Origin of the sequence: Photorhabdus noenieputensis, assembly GCF_018448935.1 — a bacterium.
Taxonomy (GTDB): Bacteria; Pseudomonadota; Gammaproteobacteria; order Enterobacterales; family Enterobacteriaceae; genus Photorhabdus; species Photorhabdus noenieputensis.
In genome coordinates this window covers 82,693-101,207 of the sequence record NZ_RCWC01000007.1, presented here as the reverse complement: position 1 = coordinate 101,207, position 18,515 = coordinate 82,693, and the positions used below count along the sequence as shown (strand labels likewise).

At 43.2% G+C, this 18,515-nt stretch carries 18 protein-coding genes and 1 pseudogene; 12 read left to right on the top strand and 7 right to left on the bottom strand.

Annotation, left to right across the window (positions count from 1 at the left end; all coding sequences use genetic code 11):
* Window positions 1-14: 14 nt before the first annotated feature.
* From EAE91_RS07550 to EAE91_RS07530, 5 genes are all read left to right on the top strand, one after another.
* On the top strand, window positions 15-788 hold the full coding sequence (locus EAE91_RS07550) for a nuclear transport factor 2 family protein (protein WP_214087940.1): 774 nt from the start codon (window positions 15-17) through the stop codon (window positions 786-788).
* Between the two features lie 433 nt (window positions 789-1,221).
* On the top strand, window positions 1,222-2,499 hold the full coding sequence (locus EAE91_RS07545; RefSeq protein ID WP_214087998.1) for a 4-aminobutyrate--2-oxoglutarate transaminase: 1,278 nt from the start codon (window positions 1,222-1,224) through the stop codon (window positions 2,497-2,499).
* A 33-nt stretch (window positions 2,500-2,532) separates the two neighbouring features.
* Window positions 2,533-2,901, top strand: a complete 369-nt coding sequence (locus EAE91_RS07540) for a DUF805 domain-containing protein (RefSeq protein ID WP_214087939.1) — start codon at window positions 2,533-2,535, stop codon at window positions 2,899-2,901.
* Window positions 2,902-3,015: 114 nt separating this feature from the next.
* A complete protein-coding gene (locus EAE91_RS07535) occupies window positions 3,016-4,500 on the top strand; it encodes an NAD(P)/FAD-dependent oxidoreductase (RefSeq protein ID WP_247983059.1) in 1,485 nt (494 codons plus the stop codon).
* A gap of 264 nt (window positions 4,501-4,764) precedes the next feature.
* Window positions 4,765-5,535, top strand: a complete 771-nt coding sequence (locus EAE91_RS07530) for a glucose 1-dehydrogenase (RefSeq protein WP_214087937.1) — start codon at window positions 4,765-4,767, stop codon at window positions 5,533-5,535.
* Between the two features lie 82 nt (window positions 5,536-5,617).
* On the opposite strand, the gene EAE91_RS07525 is transcribed toward EAE91_RS07530, so the two are convergent.
* On the bottom strand, window positions 5,618-6,301 hold the full coding sequence (locus EAE91_RS07525) for a hypothetical protein (RefSeq protein WP_214087936.1): 684 nt from the start codon (window positions 6,299-6,301) through the stop codon (window positions 5,618-5,620).
* A gap of 140 nt (window positions 6,302-6,441) precedes the next feature.
* Entirely contained in the window at window positions 6,442-6,606 is a 165-nt protein-coding gene (locus tag EAE91_RS07520; RefSeq protein ID WP_214087997.1) for a type VI secretion system tube protein Hcp, read from the bottom strand.
* 346 nt (window positions 6,607-6,952) lie between these two features.
* On the opposite strand from EAE91_RS07520, the gene EAE91_RS07515 reads away from it, so the two are divergent.
* The 5 genes from EAE91_RS07515 to EAE91_RS07495 all read left to right on the top strand — a co-directional run bounded on the left by EAE91_RS07515 (window position 6,953) and on the right by EAE91_RS07495 (window position 12,780).
* The gene (locus EAE91_RS07515; RefSeq protein WP_214087935.1) at window positions 6,953-7,969 is read left to right on the top strand and encodes an NAD(P)H-quinone oxidoreductase; all 1,017 of its coding nucleotides are present in this window, start codon (window positions 6,953-6,955) and stop codon (window positions 7,967-7,969) included.
* A 454-nt stretch (window positions 7,970-8,423) separates the two neighbouring features.
* Window positions 8,424-10,343: a pyridoxal phosphate-dependent decarboxylase family protein gene (locus EAE91_RS07510; protein ID WP_376744758.1), complete on the top strand. Its 1,920-nt coding sequence runs from the start codon at window positions 8,424-8,426 to the stop codon at window positions 10,341-10,343.
* A gap of 45 nt (window positions 10,344-10,388) precedes the next feature.
* On the top strand, window positions 10,389-11,597 hold the full coding sequence (gene tyrP / locus EAE91_RS07505) for a tyrosine transporter TyrP (RefSeq protein WP_214087933.1): 1,209 nt from the start codon (window positions 10,389-10,391) through the stop codon (window positions 11,595-11,597).
* A gap of 110 nt (window positions 11,598-11,707) precedes the next feature.
* Entirely contained in the window at window positions 11,708-12,142 is a 435-nt protein-coding gene (locus EAE91_RS07500; RefSeq protein WP_214087932.1) for a DUF29 domain-containing protein, read from the top strand.
* A 197-nt stretch (window positions 12,143-12,339) separates the two neighbouring features.
* On the top strand, window positions 12,340-12,780 hold the full coding sequence (locus tag EAE91_RS07495; protein WP_105399738.1) for an OsmC family protein: 441 nt from the start codon (window positions 12,340-12,342) through the stop codon (window positions 12,778-12,780).
* 163 nt (window positions 12,781-12,943) lie between these two features.
* Here the strand turns inward: EAE91_RS07495 and EAE91_RS07490 are convergent, their stop codons facing one another.
* Window positions 12,944-13,258, bottom strand: a complete 315-nt coding sequence (locus EAE91_RS07490; RefSeq protein ID WP_214087931.1) for a hypothetical protein — start codon at window positions 13,256-13,258, stop codon at window positions 12,944-12,946.
* A 695-nt stretch (window positions 13,259-13,953) separates the two neighbouring features.
* Between EAE91_RS07490 and EAE91_RS07485 the strand changes: the two genes are divergently transcribed.
* Window positions 13,954-14,895, top strand: a complete 942-nt coding sequence (locus tag EAE91_RS07485) for a phosphatidylinositol-specific phospholipase C (RefSeq protein WP_214087930.1) — start codon at window positions 13,954-13,956, stop codon at window positions 14,893-14,895.
* 264 nt (window positions 14,896-15,159) lie between these two features.
* Here EAE91_RS07485 and EAE91_RS07480 read toward each other — a convergent pair whose 3' ends face one another.
* The 4 genes and pseudogenes from EAE91_RS07480 to EAE91_RS07465 form a co-directional block, all read right to left on the bottom strand.
* Window positions 15,160-16,029: a DMT family transporter gene (locus EAE91_RS07480; protein ID WP_214087929.1), complete on the bottom strand. Its 870-nt coding sequence runs from the start codon at window positions 16,027-16,029 to the stop codon at window positions 15,160-15,162.
* Window positions 16,030-16,423: 394 nt separating this feature from the next.
* Entirely contained in the window at window positions 16,424-16,702 is a 279-nt protein-coding gene (locus EAE91_RS07475; protein WP_214087928.1) for a LysR substrate-binding domain-containing protein, read from the bottom strand.
* Between the two features lie 102 nt (window positions 16,703-16,804).
* Window positions 16,805-16,927, bottom strand: a pseudogene (locus EAE91_RS07470) (IS1595 family transposase); the annotation flags it as partial.
* Entirely contained in the window at window positions 16,923-17,072 is a 150-nt protein-coding gene (locus EAE91_RS07465) for a hypothetical protein (protein ID WP_214087927.1), read from the bottom strand. The pseudogene EAE91_RS07470 and the gene EAE91_RS07465, both read right to left, overlap by 5 nt.
* Window positions 17,073-17,344: 272 nt before the next feature.
* Here EAE91_RS07465 and EAE91_RS07460 point away from each other — a divergent pair, with 272 nt between their 5' ends.
* Window positions 17,345-18,319: an Rpn family recombination-promoting nuclease/putative transposase gene (locus EAE91_RS07460; protein WP_214087926.1), complete on the top strand. Its 975-nt coding sequence runs from the start codon at window positions 17,345-17,347 to the stop codon at window positions 18,317-18,319.
* Window positions 18,320-18,515 lie beyond the last annotated feature (196 nt).

Genomic DNA, 18,515 nt, shown 5'->3' with positions numbered 1-18,515 from the left:
ACAGGGCATCCATAATGATTCAGAATAGATCTCCACGCGATTTGGTGTCGCGTGCGCACCACGAGCTGTTTACTGACCATGATGTAGGGGCGCTTGAGCGTTATTTTGCGCCGCATTTCATCGAACATTCCCCGTTGGTCAAAGATGGTCTTACCGGATTGCGTGAGCTGGTTTGGACACATCCTGAACTGCACCACGAAACGTATCGTATATTGCAGGATGGCGATCTGGTCGCTATCCACGGTCGTTTTACAGGATTAGACGACTGCCCGTTGGTCGGTTTCGATCTGTACCGGGTTGCCAACGGCTTAATCGTAGAGCACTGGGACGGACTGGTGCCGCAGGCTGCACCCAACGCCAGTGGCCGGACTCAGTTAGACGGTCCGACTGAAGCAGGCCATGACCATGACCGAGAGAAGAATCGCGAGCTAGTGGTCAATTTTTTTACACGTACCCTGATCGAAGGTCACTACGAAGAGTTTGGAAACTACACTAATGGTGAATTGTTTCGCCAGCACAGCCCCGATATTCCTGATGGTACGGCGGCAGTCATCTCGTTTCTTAAGCAACTCAGGGATGAGGGTCAGGGCCTGCATTACACTAAAATTCACCGTACGGTAGCCGATGGGCAGTTTGTTCTGACCCATTCGGAGGGGAGTATCGTCGGAGTGCGTCACAGCTACTTCGAGCTATGGCGCATTGAGAACGGCAAAGTGGTTGAACTTTGGGATGCTATCACCCCAGTACCGGAGGATGCAAAAGCGCTGCATCGCCACGGTATTTTTTAAAGTTGATCGATACCCGGCGCGGATGTCATGGCGGTAGCTTCGTGTGTCAAGTTCCCGTTGAGACAATGCGGAAAATAGAGACAACGCAGAAATATCACCTGTTGCGGTTGATGGCTTCAGGTGAACTAGCGAATTTCACTGTGCAGTGATCGGTCACAGCGCGAAACTTGCGGTCGCGATGCAACCGGATGCCCCATACACAGGCAGATATACACTCATCGACGATCCCTATGTGGATTATGTCTGCAACGGAGCCTACACGATTACAATAGCCCACTTGGTACTCATCGTTGGGGATTTTGTCGGCATTGCGACGGCGGATATGCTGGTTTCGACGCTGGATCGGTTACTTCTACCAGCTCTGGGAGCTATATCACATGGACGTCTGTCTGCTGAAGCTCACTTATTTCAGATTGCTGAGGAGTTTTCATTTATGACTGAATCTATGTTAGCCAAAAGACGCAGCGCGGCTATTGCAAAAGGCGTGGGCGTAACCACGCAAATCTATGCGGAACGTGCGGAAAACGCTGAAATTTGGGACGTTCAGGGGCAACGTTATATCGATTTTGCCGCCGGTATCGCCGTGGTGAATACCGGCCACTGCCATCCGCGCGTCATCGCGGCAGCCAGAGAACAAATGGAACAATTTACCCACACTTGTCATCAGGTGGTGCCCTACGAAAATTATGTGGCACTGGCCGAACGTCTGAACCGCTTGGTGCCTGGTAATTTTGCGAAGAAAACCGTCTTTGTCACTACTGGGGCCGAGGCGGTGGAAAATGCCGTGAAGATCGCACGTGCCGCTACCGGGCGCAGTGGCGTGGTAGCTTTCAGCGGCGCTTTTCATGGACGTACCTTCCTCGGTATGTCATTAACCGGCAAAGTTGCACCGTACAAAATGGGGTTCGGCCCGCTGGTTAGCGACGTTTACCGTGTTCCATTTCCGGTCGGGCTGCATGGCGTTAGTGTGGAGCAAACGCTGAATGCGCTGGAAAATCTCTTTAAAGCTGACATTGAGCCCACGCGCATCGCTGCCATCATCATCGAACCGGTACAGGGAGAAGGCGGTTTCTATCCTGCTCCTCCCGAGCTGCTCAAAGCTCTGCGTGAGATCGCCGATTACCACGGCATTGTACTTATCGCCGATGAGATCCAGACCGGTTTCGCGCGGACGGGCAAACTGTTTGCTATGGAGCATCATGAGGTTGTTGCCGATCTGACCACTATGGCGAAAAGCCTGGCGGGCGGTTTGCCGCTGGCGGCTGTAACGGGACGCGCAGAGTTGATGGACGCTGTAGTGCCTGGTGGTCTAGGGGGAACTTATGGTGGTAACCCGGTGGCGATTGCGGCCGCCCATGCGGTGCTGGATGTGATCGAAGAAGAAAAGCTGAATGCGCGAGCAACACAGTTGGGAAACCAGCTAAAACAGCGTCTGCATGAACTACGACCGCGTGTCCCGCAGATCGCCGACGTGCGTGGGCTCGGGCTGATGATTGCGGTGGAGTTTAACCATGCGGACAATCAGGAACCCGATGCCAGCTTTACCAACGCGGTACGTCAGAAAGCGCTGGAGCGTGGTCTGATCCTGCTGATATGCGGTGTACACGGTAACGTGATCCGTTTCCTTCCGCCGCTGACCATACAAAATAACGTTTTTAATGAAGCGCTCGACATTTTGGAGTCTGTACTGCTCGAACTGACTGAACAGTAGATAGAATCTGCTGCCTCACAAGAGGGGATCACAATGCACTGGTATTTAAATGTATTAAAGAACTATGCATGCTTCAAGGGACGAGCCAGGCGTAAGGAATTCTGGAATTTCTTCCTGTTCCAGATCCTGGCTGTATTTATTATCTCTTTCCTTGAACGCTACTTTGCCGTTGCCAATCCTGAAGTTTATATGGGGTGGTTCAGCGCTGCCTATCTGCTGCTCACGTTTTTGCCCGCGCTAGCAGTGAATGCCCGCCGCCTGCACGACATCAACTGTAGCGCTTGGTGGTTACTGCTGCATCTCATACCGTTTATCGGCACTGTTATCCTGCTAATTCTCGCCGGTCTGAAAGGTAGCTCTGGCAGCAATAAATACAGCTCAGATAGCCGAGCTCACTCGTAGGGAAACTCTCCAGACTAGGCCTGCGAGTGATTTCAAAATCATGACAGGAGTGTTGAAATGACAATGAATAGAAGAGACTTTATCTCTACCGTCGCGACGCTCGCGGGGGCGGGAGTGCTTTCATCCGTACTTCCCAATTTATCCCTGCTCGCCCAAACCTTAACTGCGGCCGATGCTCCGGCCGTCAATATTGATAAGCTCCGGCCAACGCTGTTGGAGGATGCGCAGCATCGAGCCAGCCGGTTGGGGCTGGACCCGCGCATCTGGAGCTGGCATAAAGACGCTGCTGCCGACACCATGCCAGCCAACTATTATGAAGCTTCTTTGGCTGACTGGTCAGCTTTTGGAAGCCTGCCTGGAGACCAGAACTGCGAGGTTGTGGTTATCGGCGGTGGGTTGCTGGGGGCTTCCACGGCATTGCATCTTGCTGAAGCGGGAGTGGACGTGATTCTGCTTGAAAAGGATAACATTGGTTCAGGCGCTTCTGGCCGTAACGGGGGACAAATAACCCCTGGGCTCGCACGCTGGGAAGCTAAGACCATGCTGGAAAAACTTTCATTCGATGAGGCTAAACGCTTATGGCGTTTTGCATCTGTTGAAACGATGAATCTCGTGGATGAACTCCGTGAACGTTATAGTTTCGAATGTGACCGCAAATATGGTCATATCACTGTTGCGGTACACGCAGGCCACATGGGGCCACTGGTGGCTAATGCCGATGCCCGGCACCAGATGGGAGATACGGCGATGAAGGTTATCGGGCCGCACCAATTGCAAGAAGAGTATGTGCGTTCGGGCATCTATCATGGAGCAAATATCGACAGTATCGGTGGGCAAGTCCAGCCTCTGGCACTATTGCGTGGCCTGGTTTATGGCTTCGCCAGACTGGGTGGGCGAATCTATGACAGCACGAAAGTGAAGGGCATCAGGCAGGATACCGGTGGCACAGTCGTAGAAACTGAGCGGGGGACTATCAGGGCAAGTAAAGCCGTGGTGTTGGGTGTGCATATCTCCACGGGTGAGTTTATTTCCGGCCCTTCCACTACGATGCCTTTTTTCTCCTACGTGGCGGTAACGCCTCCATTGCCAGTGGATGTCAAAGAACTGATCCCGTCAGATCTGCCGGTCTACGATACACAGTTACAGGTAGACTACTATCGTGCAGTGCGCAACAATCGCCTGCTGTTCGGTGGACAGGGTACTGGCAATTCTTGGTCACCGCGTGATGTGAACAACTATCTGCTTAATCGTATCAGAACCGTGTTCCCGCAGTTGGAAAAAGCTGAACTAGAATATTCTTGGGGCGGTATCAGCGATCTGACCCTGAACGGTGCTATCGATGCCCGCAAGAGCAATGACAGAGTACCCGTGTATATGGTACATGGCTGGAGTGGTCATGGAGTGGCGCAGACGGTGCGCATTGGCAAAGCTATCAGCGACGATCTTACCAGACGCAACGACGATTTTACCATGCTTACCTGCATTGACCACGCGAGTATCCCTCTGGGTTCCTATCTCTCTCCGGTAGCCATTCCGTTAGCTAAGAGTATTCTGGGAGTGATAAGCACACTTAATCCGGCAGATATGGTTTCGTTCTGAGCAACAGGGCGTAGGGTTTCGGGAGCCAATGTCGGTTATATTTGCATTGGTTAACGATTGTATGTATGTTTTTCATACTATCAATCGTTAACTTGAGGTGCATTATGCAAACTTGAAAGATGACGGGTATATGTCTTATACGAGCACTTCTGGAGTAACTCTCTATAAGTATTCTGTGTTTCACTAAGCAATTATTGATAACGTCACCGCAATAAATATCTTAAATAGCGCCTGTGATAACGCGATACTAATGAGGAACATCAAATGGACCGTATGCTAGAAGGTAAGGTTGTCATTGTCACTGGCGGCGCAAGTGGCATCGGAGCAGGCATTGCTTTAGCTGCGGCGCATCATGGCGCAGCAACCGTAATTATCGGTGACATCACTGATCAGCCCCGAGAAGGAGGTACGCCAGTGCTCCAGCGCCTTAGTTCGCTTGGTACAAAAGCCATATTCCACCGGTGTGATGTCACCTCACGGAGCAATATGGATGCATTGGTCGATGTTGCAACTCCGTTCGGCGGTGTTGATCTGATGGCTTGCAATGCAGGAATTGCATTAGCTACCGATGGCCCACAGATTAGTGCAGATGATTTTCACAAGCTGCTGACAGTCAACCTTGATGGCGTTTTATTTGGTGCACAAGCTGCTGCTAAGCAGATGATAAAACTGGGCAAACGCGGAAGTATTGTGGCAACGTCAAGTATGGGGTCTATTAGGACAGGACAACTTACAACCGCCTATTCCACTAGTAAAGCTGGCGTGAATATGATGGTGGCCGCATTGGCTGATGCTTTTGGTCCATCAGGTATTCGTGTTAATGCAGTATGCCCAGGATTGATCAATACAGCGCTTCCTCTTTCCTCGCCGGAAGTGGCGAAAATGTTTGATGGATTACGAGAGAGGATGCCTCTCCGAAGATTGGGAGAACCGGAAGAGGTAGGAAATGCGGTCATATGGTTAGGATCGGATCTCGCATCATTTATAACCGGCGTATCACTGCTAGTCGATGGTGGACAAACGGTAGTACTGTGAGAATACGCATTTTAAGGCAATTGGCATATTCCGAAGGCGAGTAGGGTAAAATGGCTGTTTTTCAATTACATGTTGGAGTTCCTTACATAGAATCAACAGAACCGAACATTTTTGCCAGTTTTACCAATTGAGCAATTTCATCATTGGAAGCGCCATTTCTGAGGATATCCAATACCGTCGTGGATTCAGCCAGATCGATACCAAGATTAAATGTCTTGATTTTACGGAGGAAAAAACTGCACTTTTTTACGCCACTGACTGGACCTAGACTAGCCAGCATTTCTGGAACACCTTTTAAATATCCCTTATTACTAGTTTTTTTATTTACCGAAAACTGAAATACAGGATATAAATTCTCTATTCCCCAATTTAATACAATGAGTTTATGATTTTCACCATACTTATTTACTGTCGGACGGGTCACTCCTAATATATCAGCAACCTTACTGGACTTATAAACACCACCATATTCCCCAAGATGGGCAAGAAAAGCGTTTCTAGTCTCGATAAATTCCTCGTATTCCTTCTTTTCTGGTGTGATATTTTCCACTATTTCAATATAGTTAGCTCGACCTTTGACTTCTGTCCAAAATTCATCATCAGGAAGAGTTAACAACAGAGAAATACTTTCTGAGTCTTTGTTTTTAAGCACATTAATAAAATGATCAGCAAGATTGATGATGCGTGCTTTGACCAGTTCAGACTGCTCAAATCCGCTTTTCGGTTTTACTGTCCGGTCATTGGGCTGTTTTGCTGATGTCTCCATTAGCACCTCAATGGTATTTTGCAATTTCGAAAAATTAGCTTACAGGAAGGAAAGCTTTTTCACCAATCTCTTTTTAAAAAGTCATACTAGTCGGTGATGCGGTTCAATTCTTCTAACTCAGGACGGTTTTCCTTGAATGATTATATATTCGTGCAATGGTATTCAACGCGGTACATTACTGGAGAAGTTGAAACAATTTTCACTCCGCTCATAAACATATGGAAATATTCCTCTTCCTGGCCTGCATTGTCTATTCTGTACCACTTGATATTAGCAGATTGTAACGTCTGTCTAGTAGCATTGATTTACTTTAATTCCACCCCATTTTGATGATAATTTAACTAGATTATGCTAGTTAAATATTATTATCTTACTATAACTAGCGATAATTTTATTGACTACTTTTGAATTTTATTTTCTATTGAAAGAAAAATCGAAGTAGATGTGGATACCGGAGGTTGACATTTACCAAGATTATCTACCGATGGTTCAATCGCAAAAATGGTGAGTGTTAGTTGACTTGGGCAAAGTTACAACTGATCCTTAAAACGGCCAAGTTATCTAGTAAGATGGAAAAACCTGTTTAAATCTCACTTATCATATTAAACGTAACCCAATAAAAAGGATCGTCAAAAGAAATAAGAGGTATATATGCACAGCCAAATTAATTCATTGCCCCAATATATGTTAGCTATCAGCATCATTAAGCCCGGAGGCCCGGAGAAATTGCATCTGGTTCAGGTTCCGCTGCCGCGGCCAGGAAAAGGCTACTTGTTGGTAAAAGTGGCTGCGGCAGGTGTTAATCGGCCTGATATATTTCAGAGAATGGGTTCTTATCCACCACCACCTGATGCATCGCCATTACCGGGTTTGGAGATTGCAGGAGAGGTGGTTGCCAAAGGTGAAGGTTGTGAACGCTGGAATCTTGGCGATAAAGTTTGTGCCCTTGTTGCCGGCGGCGGTTATGCCGAATATTGTCTGGTACATGACTCCGTTGCTTTACCCATCTATGGTTTGGATTTTGTTCAGGCCGCCGCATTGCCAGAAAACTTTTTTACCGTCTGGGCTAATGTTTTTCAGACTGGCAAGCTGAAACAAGGAGAAAATTTGCTGATTCATGGTGGCACTTCTGGGATAGGCAGTGTCACTATTATGTTAGCAAAAGCCTTTGGTGCCAAAGTTATTACTACCGTCGGCTCTGATGAGAAAGCTAAAGTTGCACACAGTTTAGGTGCTGACTTTGTTATTAATTACCATAAGGAAGATTTTGTTGATCGAGTATTGAAAATCACGGGTAATCATGGTGTTGATATGGTTGTTGATTTAATCGGTGGTGATTATGTCAATAAAAACTATAAGGTTGCGGCTAAATTCGGGAGAATTATTCAGATTGGTATGATGAAAGGAAACCCTGAAAATCTTAATCTGATGCCCTTAATGCTAAAACGTCTGACTCATACGGGTTCTACATTACGTTCTCGCAGTGTAGAGGAAAAAGCGGAAATAGCCAGGGAATTGGAAAAACATGTCTGGCCATTATTGAAATCAGGAAAAGTCAGTCCATTAATCTGTAAAGTTTTTGATCTAAAAGATGCTGCCGATGCACATCGAATGATGGAAGCCGGTGATGTTATCGGCAAGGTTATGCTAGTAAATGTATCATCTTAATAGTACTTCTGCTTAAATCAGGGCTATTTTAACTTGTAGCCCTGCATTCTATATCTACCTATCGACTAACCTCTTCACGTTAAAATAAATCATTATAATCAATAAGGTTAATAACAAATAAATCTCCATTTTTTGATTGGTTTTTATTCATTCTTTGTCCTCGCGCACAAAATCAGAATTTATATTTAATGTCATTGTTAATATTTTAACAAATATAGTCTATATCTATTAACAAATGATCGTTTATAGATATGTTAATGACTAATCTATTCCACCTGATAGATTTTTCTAAATGTCTAGAATGATGAGGTATAAACAGCTATTAGTAAGTTAGGTGACATATAATTTTCTGTCTACCCATCAGAGAATGATAGTGATTTCATTAACAAATAAAGAATTGCAGAATCTCTCTGTTGCTGACAGCCGTTTTTGTTAGTTGAAAGGGTATATGATTATGACCAAGCAGTTCACTTCGCACTTAAACATTGATGCGTTGTTTTTAGGCCCTAAATCAGAAAATACGGTTTTTTTTAGAGAAATGATGGAATATGCCGTAAGTGAGCACATGCACTGGCGCTCTGATTTTCACCCAGAAGATCCTGCTTTAGTCACTTCGGTTGATCGTTATGCACCTGATTATAGAGAAACGCTTTATCGGACAGAGGGTATTCTAAACCAGCTATCCGCCAAACTAAAAAACACCTCTATTCCCTGGTTTTCTCCTCGCTATATGGGACATATGAATGCCGATACTCTGATGGTTTCCAATCTCGCTTATGTCATGGCAATGATGTACAACCCAAACAATTGCGCCCATGAGTCATCACCGACAACAACGGAGCTAGAAATTGAAGCAGGGCTGGATCTATGCCGGATGTTTGGTTATGACCCGCGCCGAGCCTGGGGACATATTACATCAGGAGGAACCGTCGCCAATTATGAAGGTCTATGGGTTGCGCGTAATTTAAAAACCATGCCTCTTGCCATTGCACAACATCCGCAATCCAGTGATCTGGTCGCAAATAAATCAGAACAACAACTGTTGAATATGTCGCCATCAGATATTCTGGATTTGACGGATGAATTAAAAAAACGTGGCATTTTCGAAGAAGTTCGTGAGCTTTCTTGCCGTGGCACTGGGATAAAACAGGGGATGTTTGGCAAGGTCTTGGTTCCACAATCGAAACATTATTCATGGATGAAAGCAATGGATATTCTAGGAATTGGTCAACAGCATATCGTGCCATTGCCGGTCGATGCGAATTATCGTACCGATGTTGAAAAAATGCGTGAAATTACATTCGGTTTGATAGAACAGGGGGAGCCTATTCTGGCTATGGTAACCGTAGTTGGAACTACAGAAGTGGGTGCCATTGACCGAGTTGATGAAGTTATTGCGTTGCGCAAAGAGTGTGAAGAGCGTTATGGCGTTTCATTTTATGTGCATATTGATGCTGCTTATGCAGGTTATGCCAGTGCGATGTTCCTCAACGAACGGGGAGAGTTTATGGAATATGATGAACTTATCCGTCGTTATCATGAATTGGCGATTATTCCCGAAGATATTATTTGGCCTAAACCTGAAATTTACCAAAGTTTCCGGGCTATGTGTCAGGCTGATTCAATCACCGTAGATCCTCACAAAGTTGGATTTATTCAATATGCCGCTGGTGCGGTATGTATGAAAGATAAGCGTATTGTTGACCTCATTTCCTATCGTGCGGCTTATGTTTTTGAAGATGTTGATACTCAATCAGAGCAAGCTGTTGACCGACATGTCGTACTCGGTGCCTCTATTATGGAGGGATCTAAAGCCGGAGCTATCGCTGCCGCAATTTGGGCCGCGCACCGATTGGTTCCACTTAATATCAGCGGCTACGGAAAAGTGATTGCTGCCGGTATTGTGACGGCTAACTGGATGATTAAAAAACTTTTAACCACCGAACCATTGGTTGTCGGTAAACGCCGGTTTGAAATTCATACCATGCCGACCCCTGATTTCCATATGGTCAATTTTACTTTTAAAGAGCAAGGAAATAACGACTTAAGGCATCACAACCGTCTTAATAAACGGATGTACGAGCTTTGTTCATATGCCTCTGGACGTAGTTACACCAATGATTTTTTGACTTCTTCCACCTCCCTTGGTTATGGAGAGTATGGTGATACGCCTTGGCATTACGTTGAAAGTTGCGGTTTTGACCAAGAAGAGTGGCAGAAAGTCCACAGTTTATATGTTTTGCGTGCTGCTGTGATGACTCATTGTTTACGTAATGCTGACGATTTTGGCGAGTATTGGGAAAGGCTCCAGAAAATTTTTATTCACAAACTGACTCAGATTGTTGATGAAGAAGAAAAAAAGAAAGTGGCTTGATTTTCTACTATTAAATATTTGTGGTTGATTCGAAGGGAAAAAAACGTGAAGAACCGTACTTTTGGCAGTACTTTTATTATCGCCGGAACGACCATCGGTGCTGGTATGTTAGCCATGCCATTAGCCACCGCAGGTGTAGGATTTGGTGTAAGTTTGATCATGTTGGTTGGCTTGTGGGTTTTGATGAGTTACACCGCGTTACTGCTGGTTGAAGCTTATCAATATGAGTCTCCTGATACAGGATTAGGGACACTTGCTCAACGTTATCTTGGCAGCGGCGGCAAAATATTAACGGGTTTCAGCATGATGTTTCTGATGTATGCGTTAACATCAGCATATATTAGTGGTGCCGGGGAATTACTGACAGTCAGCCTCAATAAATGGCTTAATTTATCCCTGCCTGCTTCCATAGGCGTTATTCTGTTTACGGTAATTGCCGGAGGAATCGTTTGTATTGGCACCAGTTCAGTAGATATGGTTAACCGGGTTATTTTCAGTGCAAAAATTATTTTCTTGGTATTGATGTTGGGGCTGATGATGCCGCATGTTCAGCATGTTAACCTACTGACATTACCATTAGAACAAGGGTTAATATTATCTTCAATCCCTGTGATATTTACATCGTTTGGTTTTCACGGCAGTGTTCCCAGTATTGTGAAATATATGAATGGCGATGTACGTCGGCTCCGTTGGGTGTTTATTATCGGCAGCGCAATTCCGCTAATTACTTATATTTTCTGGCAATTGGCGACATTAGGCAGTATCAATTCCAACACGTTTGTTGATATCTTAGCTGAAAACGCAGGGCTGAATGGCTTATTACACAGCATTCGTGAAGTTGTTGCTTCACCGAAAACTGAACTTGCAGTACAAATGTTTGCTAATCTAGCGCTCGCAACCTCATTCCTCGGTGTCGCACTTGGCCTGTTTGATTTTCTGGGTGATCTATTTAAACGCAAAGATAACGTAACCGGGCGTATGCAAACCGGTTTGCTGACTTTCGTTCCACCCTTGATTTTCGCACTATTTTACCCAAAAGGTTTTGTGATGGCGTTGGGGTATGCTGCGGTCGCGCTGTCAATTTTGGCGTTATTGCTGCCTAGCCTCCTGGCATATAAATCCCGTCAGCAAAATGAACGTCGATACCGGGTACCTGGTGGTAAACCTATACTATTACTGGTATTTGCCTGCGGTATTGCAGTAATAGCAATCCAAATTGGCATAGTCAGTGGAATATTGCCGAAAGTAGGGTGAATACAGGATTATCGAAGATAGATTATTTTTGACCCAAATAAGTTCTTTTTTGACCTAAAGAGTATTCTCTGACAGACTGCTGCATAATAGACCTATTAGCGGAGGCAATTATGAATCATACCCGTTACGAAACTGATGTGGTCGCTTGGGCAAATGAACAGGCAGCGTTATTACGTGCCGGTAAATTCTCTGAGATTGATATAGCCAATATTGCTGAGGAGATCGAAGACGTGGGCAAGAGTGAACAGCGTGAGTTGGCTAGCCGCATGGCAGTATTAATTGCTCACTTATTAAAATGGAAATACCAGCCAAGTCATAGAGGAACAAGTTGGGAAAGGACCATTAAAGCGCAAAGAAAAGAGATTCTTTATGGTTTAAAAGAATCTCCTAGCTTAAAGACAAAGTTAAATGATTCAGACTGGGTTGATGTTGTTTGGTCTAAAGCTGTTGCCTCAGCAATGAACGAAACCGGGTTAGACGTGTTTCCCGACGTATGCATTTGGGGTATGTCCCAGATACTGTCCCTTGAATTTTATCCTGATTAGCGAATAATCAAACGGTTGATCACTAGGCAGTGTTGAAATGGGCTGAAAGTCTTAACCAGACCATATAAGGAACAAGTCGAGAAAGTACAATTAAAAGATAAGCACTTTAAAAACAAAATGGAGAAAATTTAAAAGTTATAATAACTATCTCTGTTTTCCCCTGTGAAAAACTAACATTAATTATAAGGAGTTGGATCATGGCGAAAGAATTATTTACTGCCACAGTAAAATCTGTAGCTGGATTGAAAGTTGAATGTACATCAAGAGATTTCTCCTTTTATTTGGATGAACCGCGTAATTTAGGTGGTACTGATCAGGGGATGAATCCCGTTGAAGCTTTACTCTGTTCTCTCGGGGCCTGCAAATGTATCGTAGCAAAGGCTTTTGCTAAATTGCACAAAATTAACTTAATTGATATTCACGTTGATCTGGAAGGTGAGCTTGATACTGATGGTTTCACTGGTAGAAATAAACAAGCGAAATTAGGTTTCTCCAAAATAGTGACAAAATTTCATATTAAAGCGGATAATAGTGAAGAAGAAATTCATGCCTTTGTCGATTTTATTAATAGAACCTGCCCGGTTCATGATACCATTGAGAATGCACCAAGTTTTGTCACTGAAATATATTGTGAATAAATAGATGTTACGGCGAGATAATTTTACAAAGAAAATGTTATTTTAATTAATCTAAAAAATCCTCTACGGTGAAGTAGAGGATTTTATTATAAAGTTAGGTAAATCAATGTTTATCTATCTTTTTATCCCGTTGATAGCAATATAATAACATAACAAATAATTACTATTGTTTAATAACGTAAACCGTAGTTATATTACAACTTACGTTTTCTATGCCAACTTTAATACTTAAACCCTGTGCATAAGCTTGGCTTAATAGCCTATTAATATTTTCAGCGCTTGATCCTGACCAAATATAACCTGGTTTTCCACAGTTACTGGCCAAGCTTCCACTAAATGTATAAAAATAATGTGCAGGATTATCCCAATCAGCTTTAATTTCTGCGACTTTAACAATGCCACTATTCGTTTCTGCCGAGAATGCAGGGGCACTAATCATACCAATGAAAATAAACAACATAGATATCAATTTTTTCATACTCTACTCCTAGTTAATAATAAATAAAATCTGACGCATTTGAAGTGTAAATTATGCAAATAATCTTTGCACCAACTTCATATTAATATAATAGGTGAATCTCCTGATAAATAATGCCAAAAGTTTCCCATTAAAATAAGCAATTGATAAAACAATATGGTAATTTTCATCAAAAAAAGTAAAGATTTTCATTATTAAATTCAGTATTATGTCGCAGATTTATTTTCTTCCTCTGCTAATACTAAGATTCATAACCAACTCACTAACTGGTTATATTAAAAAAATAAAAATCCATGCTCATAGCAAACTATTCACATTCAGATAATTCTGACGATGAAGATGAAATGATTAATCTCCTATTATAATAAAATATTGATTAAATTTTCATAGAATACTCATTTCATTATGTATATAATCGCTATAATTTCTCAATCATTATCTTCTTTAACTTCCTATTATTGGTGCACTTCTAGTTTCTTCAAAATAATAGCTATATCCTATGGATTTCAAGATGCATCGCGGCGGCAAGGGAGCGAATCCCCGGGAGCATAGCGAACTATGTGACCAAGGTGAGTGCAGCCAACAAAGAGGCAACTTGAAAGATAACGGGTATATACTTGAGAGTAATAATGTCGCTTTATGTCATACGTTAAATACCTCTTAGATAACTTAAATTAATATGGTGGGAAATAAATATGAATAACAACAGTAATAATATCGATGAAAAATCAAAAGTTGATCATCAAACCGACTCACTATCAATATGGACTCCTAATGCTTGGATGGGGCATTTGCATGATGATAATCGACTTTTGAGCCATATCACTATTCCGGGAACACATGAAAGTTGCGCCCACAGGAACATATTGGGATTTGTTCAATGCCAGAATTTGTCAATAGCGGACCAATTGCAGCTAGGAATTCGCTATTTAGATATCCGATGTCATGCAGAAACCAATGATAGGGGATTTATCATTGATGGCTATGAGGACAGGTGGATTTTTGACATGCATCACGGGATCATCGATGAATACATCGTATTCGATAAGGTAGTCAATGACTGTCAGAATTTTCTTAAAGCTAATCCATCAGAAACGATTTTGATGAGTATCAAACAAGAGCAATCAAAGGAACCAGACGAACTATTCAACGCTATTTTCAAGCACTACAAGGACAAATACTCTCCGCTCTTTCATGACGATCGCCAAATTCCAAAGCTTGGTGATGTCAGAGGAAAGATTGTTATCATTTCAAGGAATAAAGGGTTGCCTGGAATCGCCTGGACATCAATGGATATTGAGGATCACTATGATAACCCTGGGAAGAAAGAGAAATATCATCTTGTCGTTAATCATCTCGAAAAGGCATTAAAAGATAGCGAGGATACTCTATATCTGACTAACACGAGTGCATATAGTGGCCCTGATTTCACTCTCGATTATGCTTTTTATATGTACAAAAACCTTAAAGATTGGCTTATTCATACTTACCAACCTGAACACCCGGGCCACGATAAACCAACTCTCGGAATCGTAGCAATGGACTTTGTTGGCAGATGGAATAACGGCGATGTGGTTTCCCTACTTTATGAAGGCTGCAATTCCGACAAAATGTCTGGTTGTTCAAGTTCCAACTAGGTTCACCGTGCTGTTGGCTGGACGATCACTGGTTTGCTATCCATCTCCCTCCTAATGCTAAACGCTCGCTTTACTCACAATTCGTATTCAGGAGGGAGAATTCCGCAAGTTTTGTTAAAGATAATTTCCCCAAAGCAACATCATTCAGAAACTCAATTCCCATGCCAAATACATCGGGCTAATTTTATATCAATTGAGGCGGATTTACTTTATTTACAGATTATCCCCGCCAAGTTTAACGACGGGGATTGTACATAATTGCCTTTATAGAGCTTTAACCTTGGGAGAGCGGAAAACCATCATTATCCCCACCAATATTGCTGCCATTCCAAATATGCCTGACAGGGGCAACTTATTCCCAAGCAGAAAGTAGTCCAGTACGGTTGTAATCACCGGAACCAGATAAAACAGGCTCGTGACGTTAACAACGCTGCTAACACTTAATAGCCTATAAAGTAGAAGCTGGGCCACTACAGAAATAAGTAAGCCAAGGAAGAGTACCGAGACCAAAAAACCTAAATTCAGGGTTACTTGAAATTTCCCGAATGGGGTCATCATAAGGCATAAAAGCAGACTGATACCGTATTGCAAAGGAAGAACGTCAGCCGGTGCCTGATGATTTTTTTTCTGCAAGATGGCTCCGAAAGTCATAAATAGTAGCGCTGCTAAAGCAAAAAGGATTCCCGATACGGCCATATGCGATGTGGAAAGGCTGCGCCATACCAGTAATACCAAACCTGAAAGCGCGATAACCAAGCCCAGAAAACGTATACCCTGCAAGCGTCGTTCAACAATACAGAGCGTCAGAATAGGTTGGATGCCCATTATAGTTGCAATGAGTCCTGGGGTAATGCCATGTGCCATCGATTGGAAATAACAGATTGAATAACCGCCGATCAACATAATGCCCGTCAGGGCAACCTGATAGCGCGTTCCCCGCGCCGGTAACCATCTGCGGCGAAAACAGCCGATCAGAAGTAATGCCCCTAGTGCAATGGCAAAGCGAAAAACAAGCAGGGCATAAGGGGAGGCGTTATCTAGCCCCCAGCGAGTGAAAATGGCGGCGCAGCCCCAGAGCAGGACGAAGCCGGATGTTGCGCCATGTGACGCGAGCATGGTTTTACTGAAAAGCATGAATGTGCTCCAAGATTCCTAAAACTGCAAATTACGGACACAAGTAGACAGCACAACGCTACAACGAAGAAACTGGCTTATATCCATCTATCCATCAAAAGAGAAATTAATCTCTGAAGAGTGCAGATCCGGGAGGTGGAGGGCAGGTAATGGCAAAAAGTTTATACAACGATGACTCAGTACTTTCGACCGTATAACCGGTGAAAACGCCTATTTGTATTGGTGTCATCATTGTCATAGTGGTGTAAGTACCAGTGAAAAACATTAATATCCCCGCAATCTATCACGAGAAGTGCATTCTGTCATTTACCTTGATAGAAAGAGTCAAGAAAGTAACAGCATTTATCTTGGTAAATTTCTTTTCAAACAAACCCAATATAATGTTTTTTTTGCATTAAAGACTCACATGACTTGACATAAAAGTTTGGGATTGCCCAAAACGTTCAATCAGCCAGTTAATAAAGACGTTAAGTCTAGTATTTTGATGAGTATTCTGTCGGTAAACGACATAGAAAGGCAGAGGTGGCTGGTGCCAGTCTTTCCGTATATGTACGAGTTTTCCAGAATCCAGATGCGGTTGAACGAAAGCCCTCAGATGTTGGGAAATACCTAATCCGGCGAGCATAAGATTAATAATCTCCATCAGCTTCATTGGCCGAGAACTGGCTGTCAATAATTTCTATGGTTTCCTCTTTTTTTCTGGCGAAAGTGAGAGGAACGATTTTCCCGGTAGTGGAGGAGAAATAAATAATTTAGGGGCTGTCCTAGGTAACGATTATATTTTTCCTTTAACTATTTGTTTTAGAACATGTAATTGGTCTTTTATACCCGGAGTGTTAAATCTCCACTCACATTCCTTAAGAAAGAGCTCAAAATGTTCCTTTGGTATACCATTAAATATACAGATTTGCAAAACCAGCACGTTCGGTAACACATTCTTTTGAAACCAGCTCACGAATGACATCAACACGACCATTTGGCATTACATCTTCAATTAACAAACGAAAAGCAACTTTATTACGCTCTACTCTGGAATCTGGCATTTTATCCTCTCATTTTAAATATATGGTTATCCCATTCTGTGCACAATTAAACGTAGTTCTTTACAAAAACGAGATAACGGTTGGTATTTAAGAGAATAAATGTGGTGGATATGGTTAACAATAGCCAAAAAGCGATAACACTGTTCATGGTAATGAATAATCACCGAAAAAAAGGCTCTGAGAAGTAGATAATATGTTGTACATTGGTTGCGGATATTATAATTTTGGTAATGCATGGCGATGACTAACTGATAAAACAGAGAAAACAAATTGTGGCAAAGAAAGAAAAACGGCCTCACCATGATGTATTATTCAAATATTTTTTAACGCAGCCTGAAACGGCTAGGGAGTTTTTATCCCTTTATCTGCCCGAAGAGGTCCAGTCGTTGTGTGACTTAGCCACATTGAAACTGGAACCCGGCAGTTTTGTGGACCTGAATTTACGTCAACTGCACAGTGATGTGCTGTACTCGGTTGAAACGGCTCGGGGACAAGGCTATATCTATTGTCTGATTGAACATCAGTCCACTCCTGACCCGTTGATGGCCTGGCGGCTGATGTATTATTCCATGTCAGCTATGTCGGCTCACCTGAAAAAAGGCCATACTGAACTCCCTTTGGTAGCGCCTCTGCTGTTTTATCATGGTGAGGTTCGACCGTATCCTTACTCAAACCGGTGGCTGGATTGTTTTACGTTCCCCGAACAGGCGGCTCGCTTATACCACCAGGCGTTTCCGTTGGTGGACGTCAGTGTACTCAGTGATGAAGAAATCCTGACACATAAAGGGGTTGCCCTGATGGAACTGGTGCAAAAACACATACGCTGCCGGGATATGCTGGAATGGGTCCCCCAATTGGTGAAACTTTTGAATGCGGGGTATAATACAACTGAGCAGCGCAATGTGGTGTTAAGCTATATTTTACTGAATGGACATACGCTGGATCTCTCACAATTTGTCCATCAACTGATTGAACAATCTCCGGAGCATGAAACTATGCTGATGACTATTGCAGAAGAGCTTGAACAAAAAGGGCGCGAGCAAGGCCGAATAGAAGGTCGAACAGAAGGTCGAACAGAAGGTCGAACAGAAGGTCGCATAGAAGGTCGAATAGAAGGCCGAGCGGAAGGCCGAGAAGAAGGTAAAGTGGAAACGGCTCGCGCATTATTACGACATGGTGTCAGTCTGGACATTATTGTCACTAGTACCGGCCTGAGCCGGGATAAAATTGAAACGTTAAAGCATTAAATTAATCTTCTCTTTTACAGCAAAATGCCGATATTCAAGATCGGCATTTTTGTTATTAAACTCAAGTGGTCAGTAATTCAATATTATGTTCCAGATCCATTTTTCTCCTTAGCTAATTTATCAGCCACTTTATTTAGTAACCTAATTATCACTATCAGTATTTTTTAGCACCTGATTAATAATTTGTTTATGATAG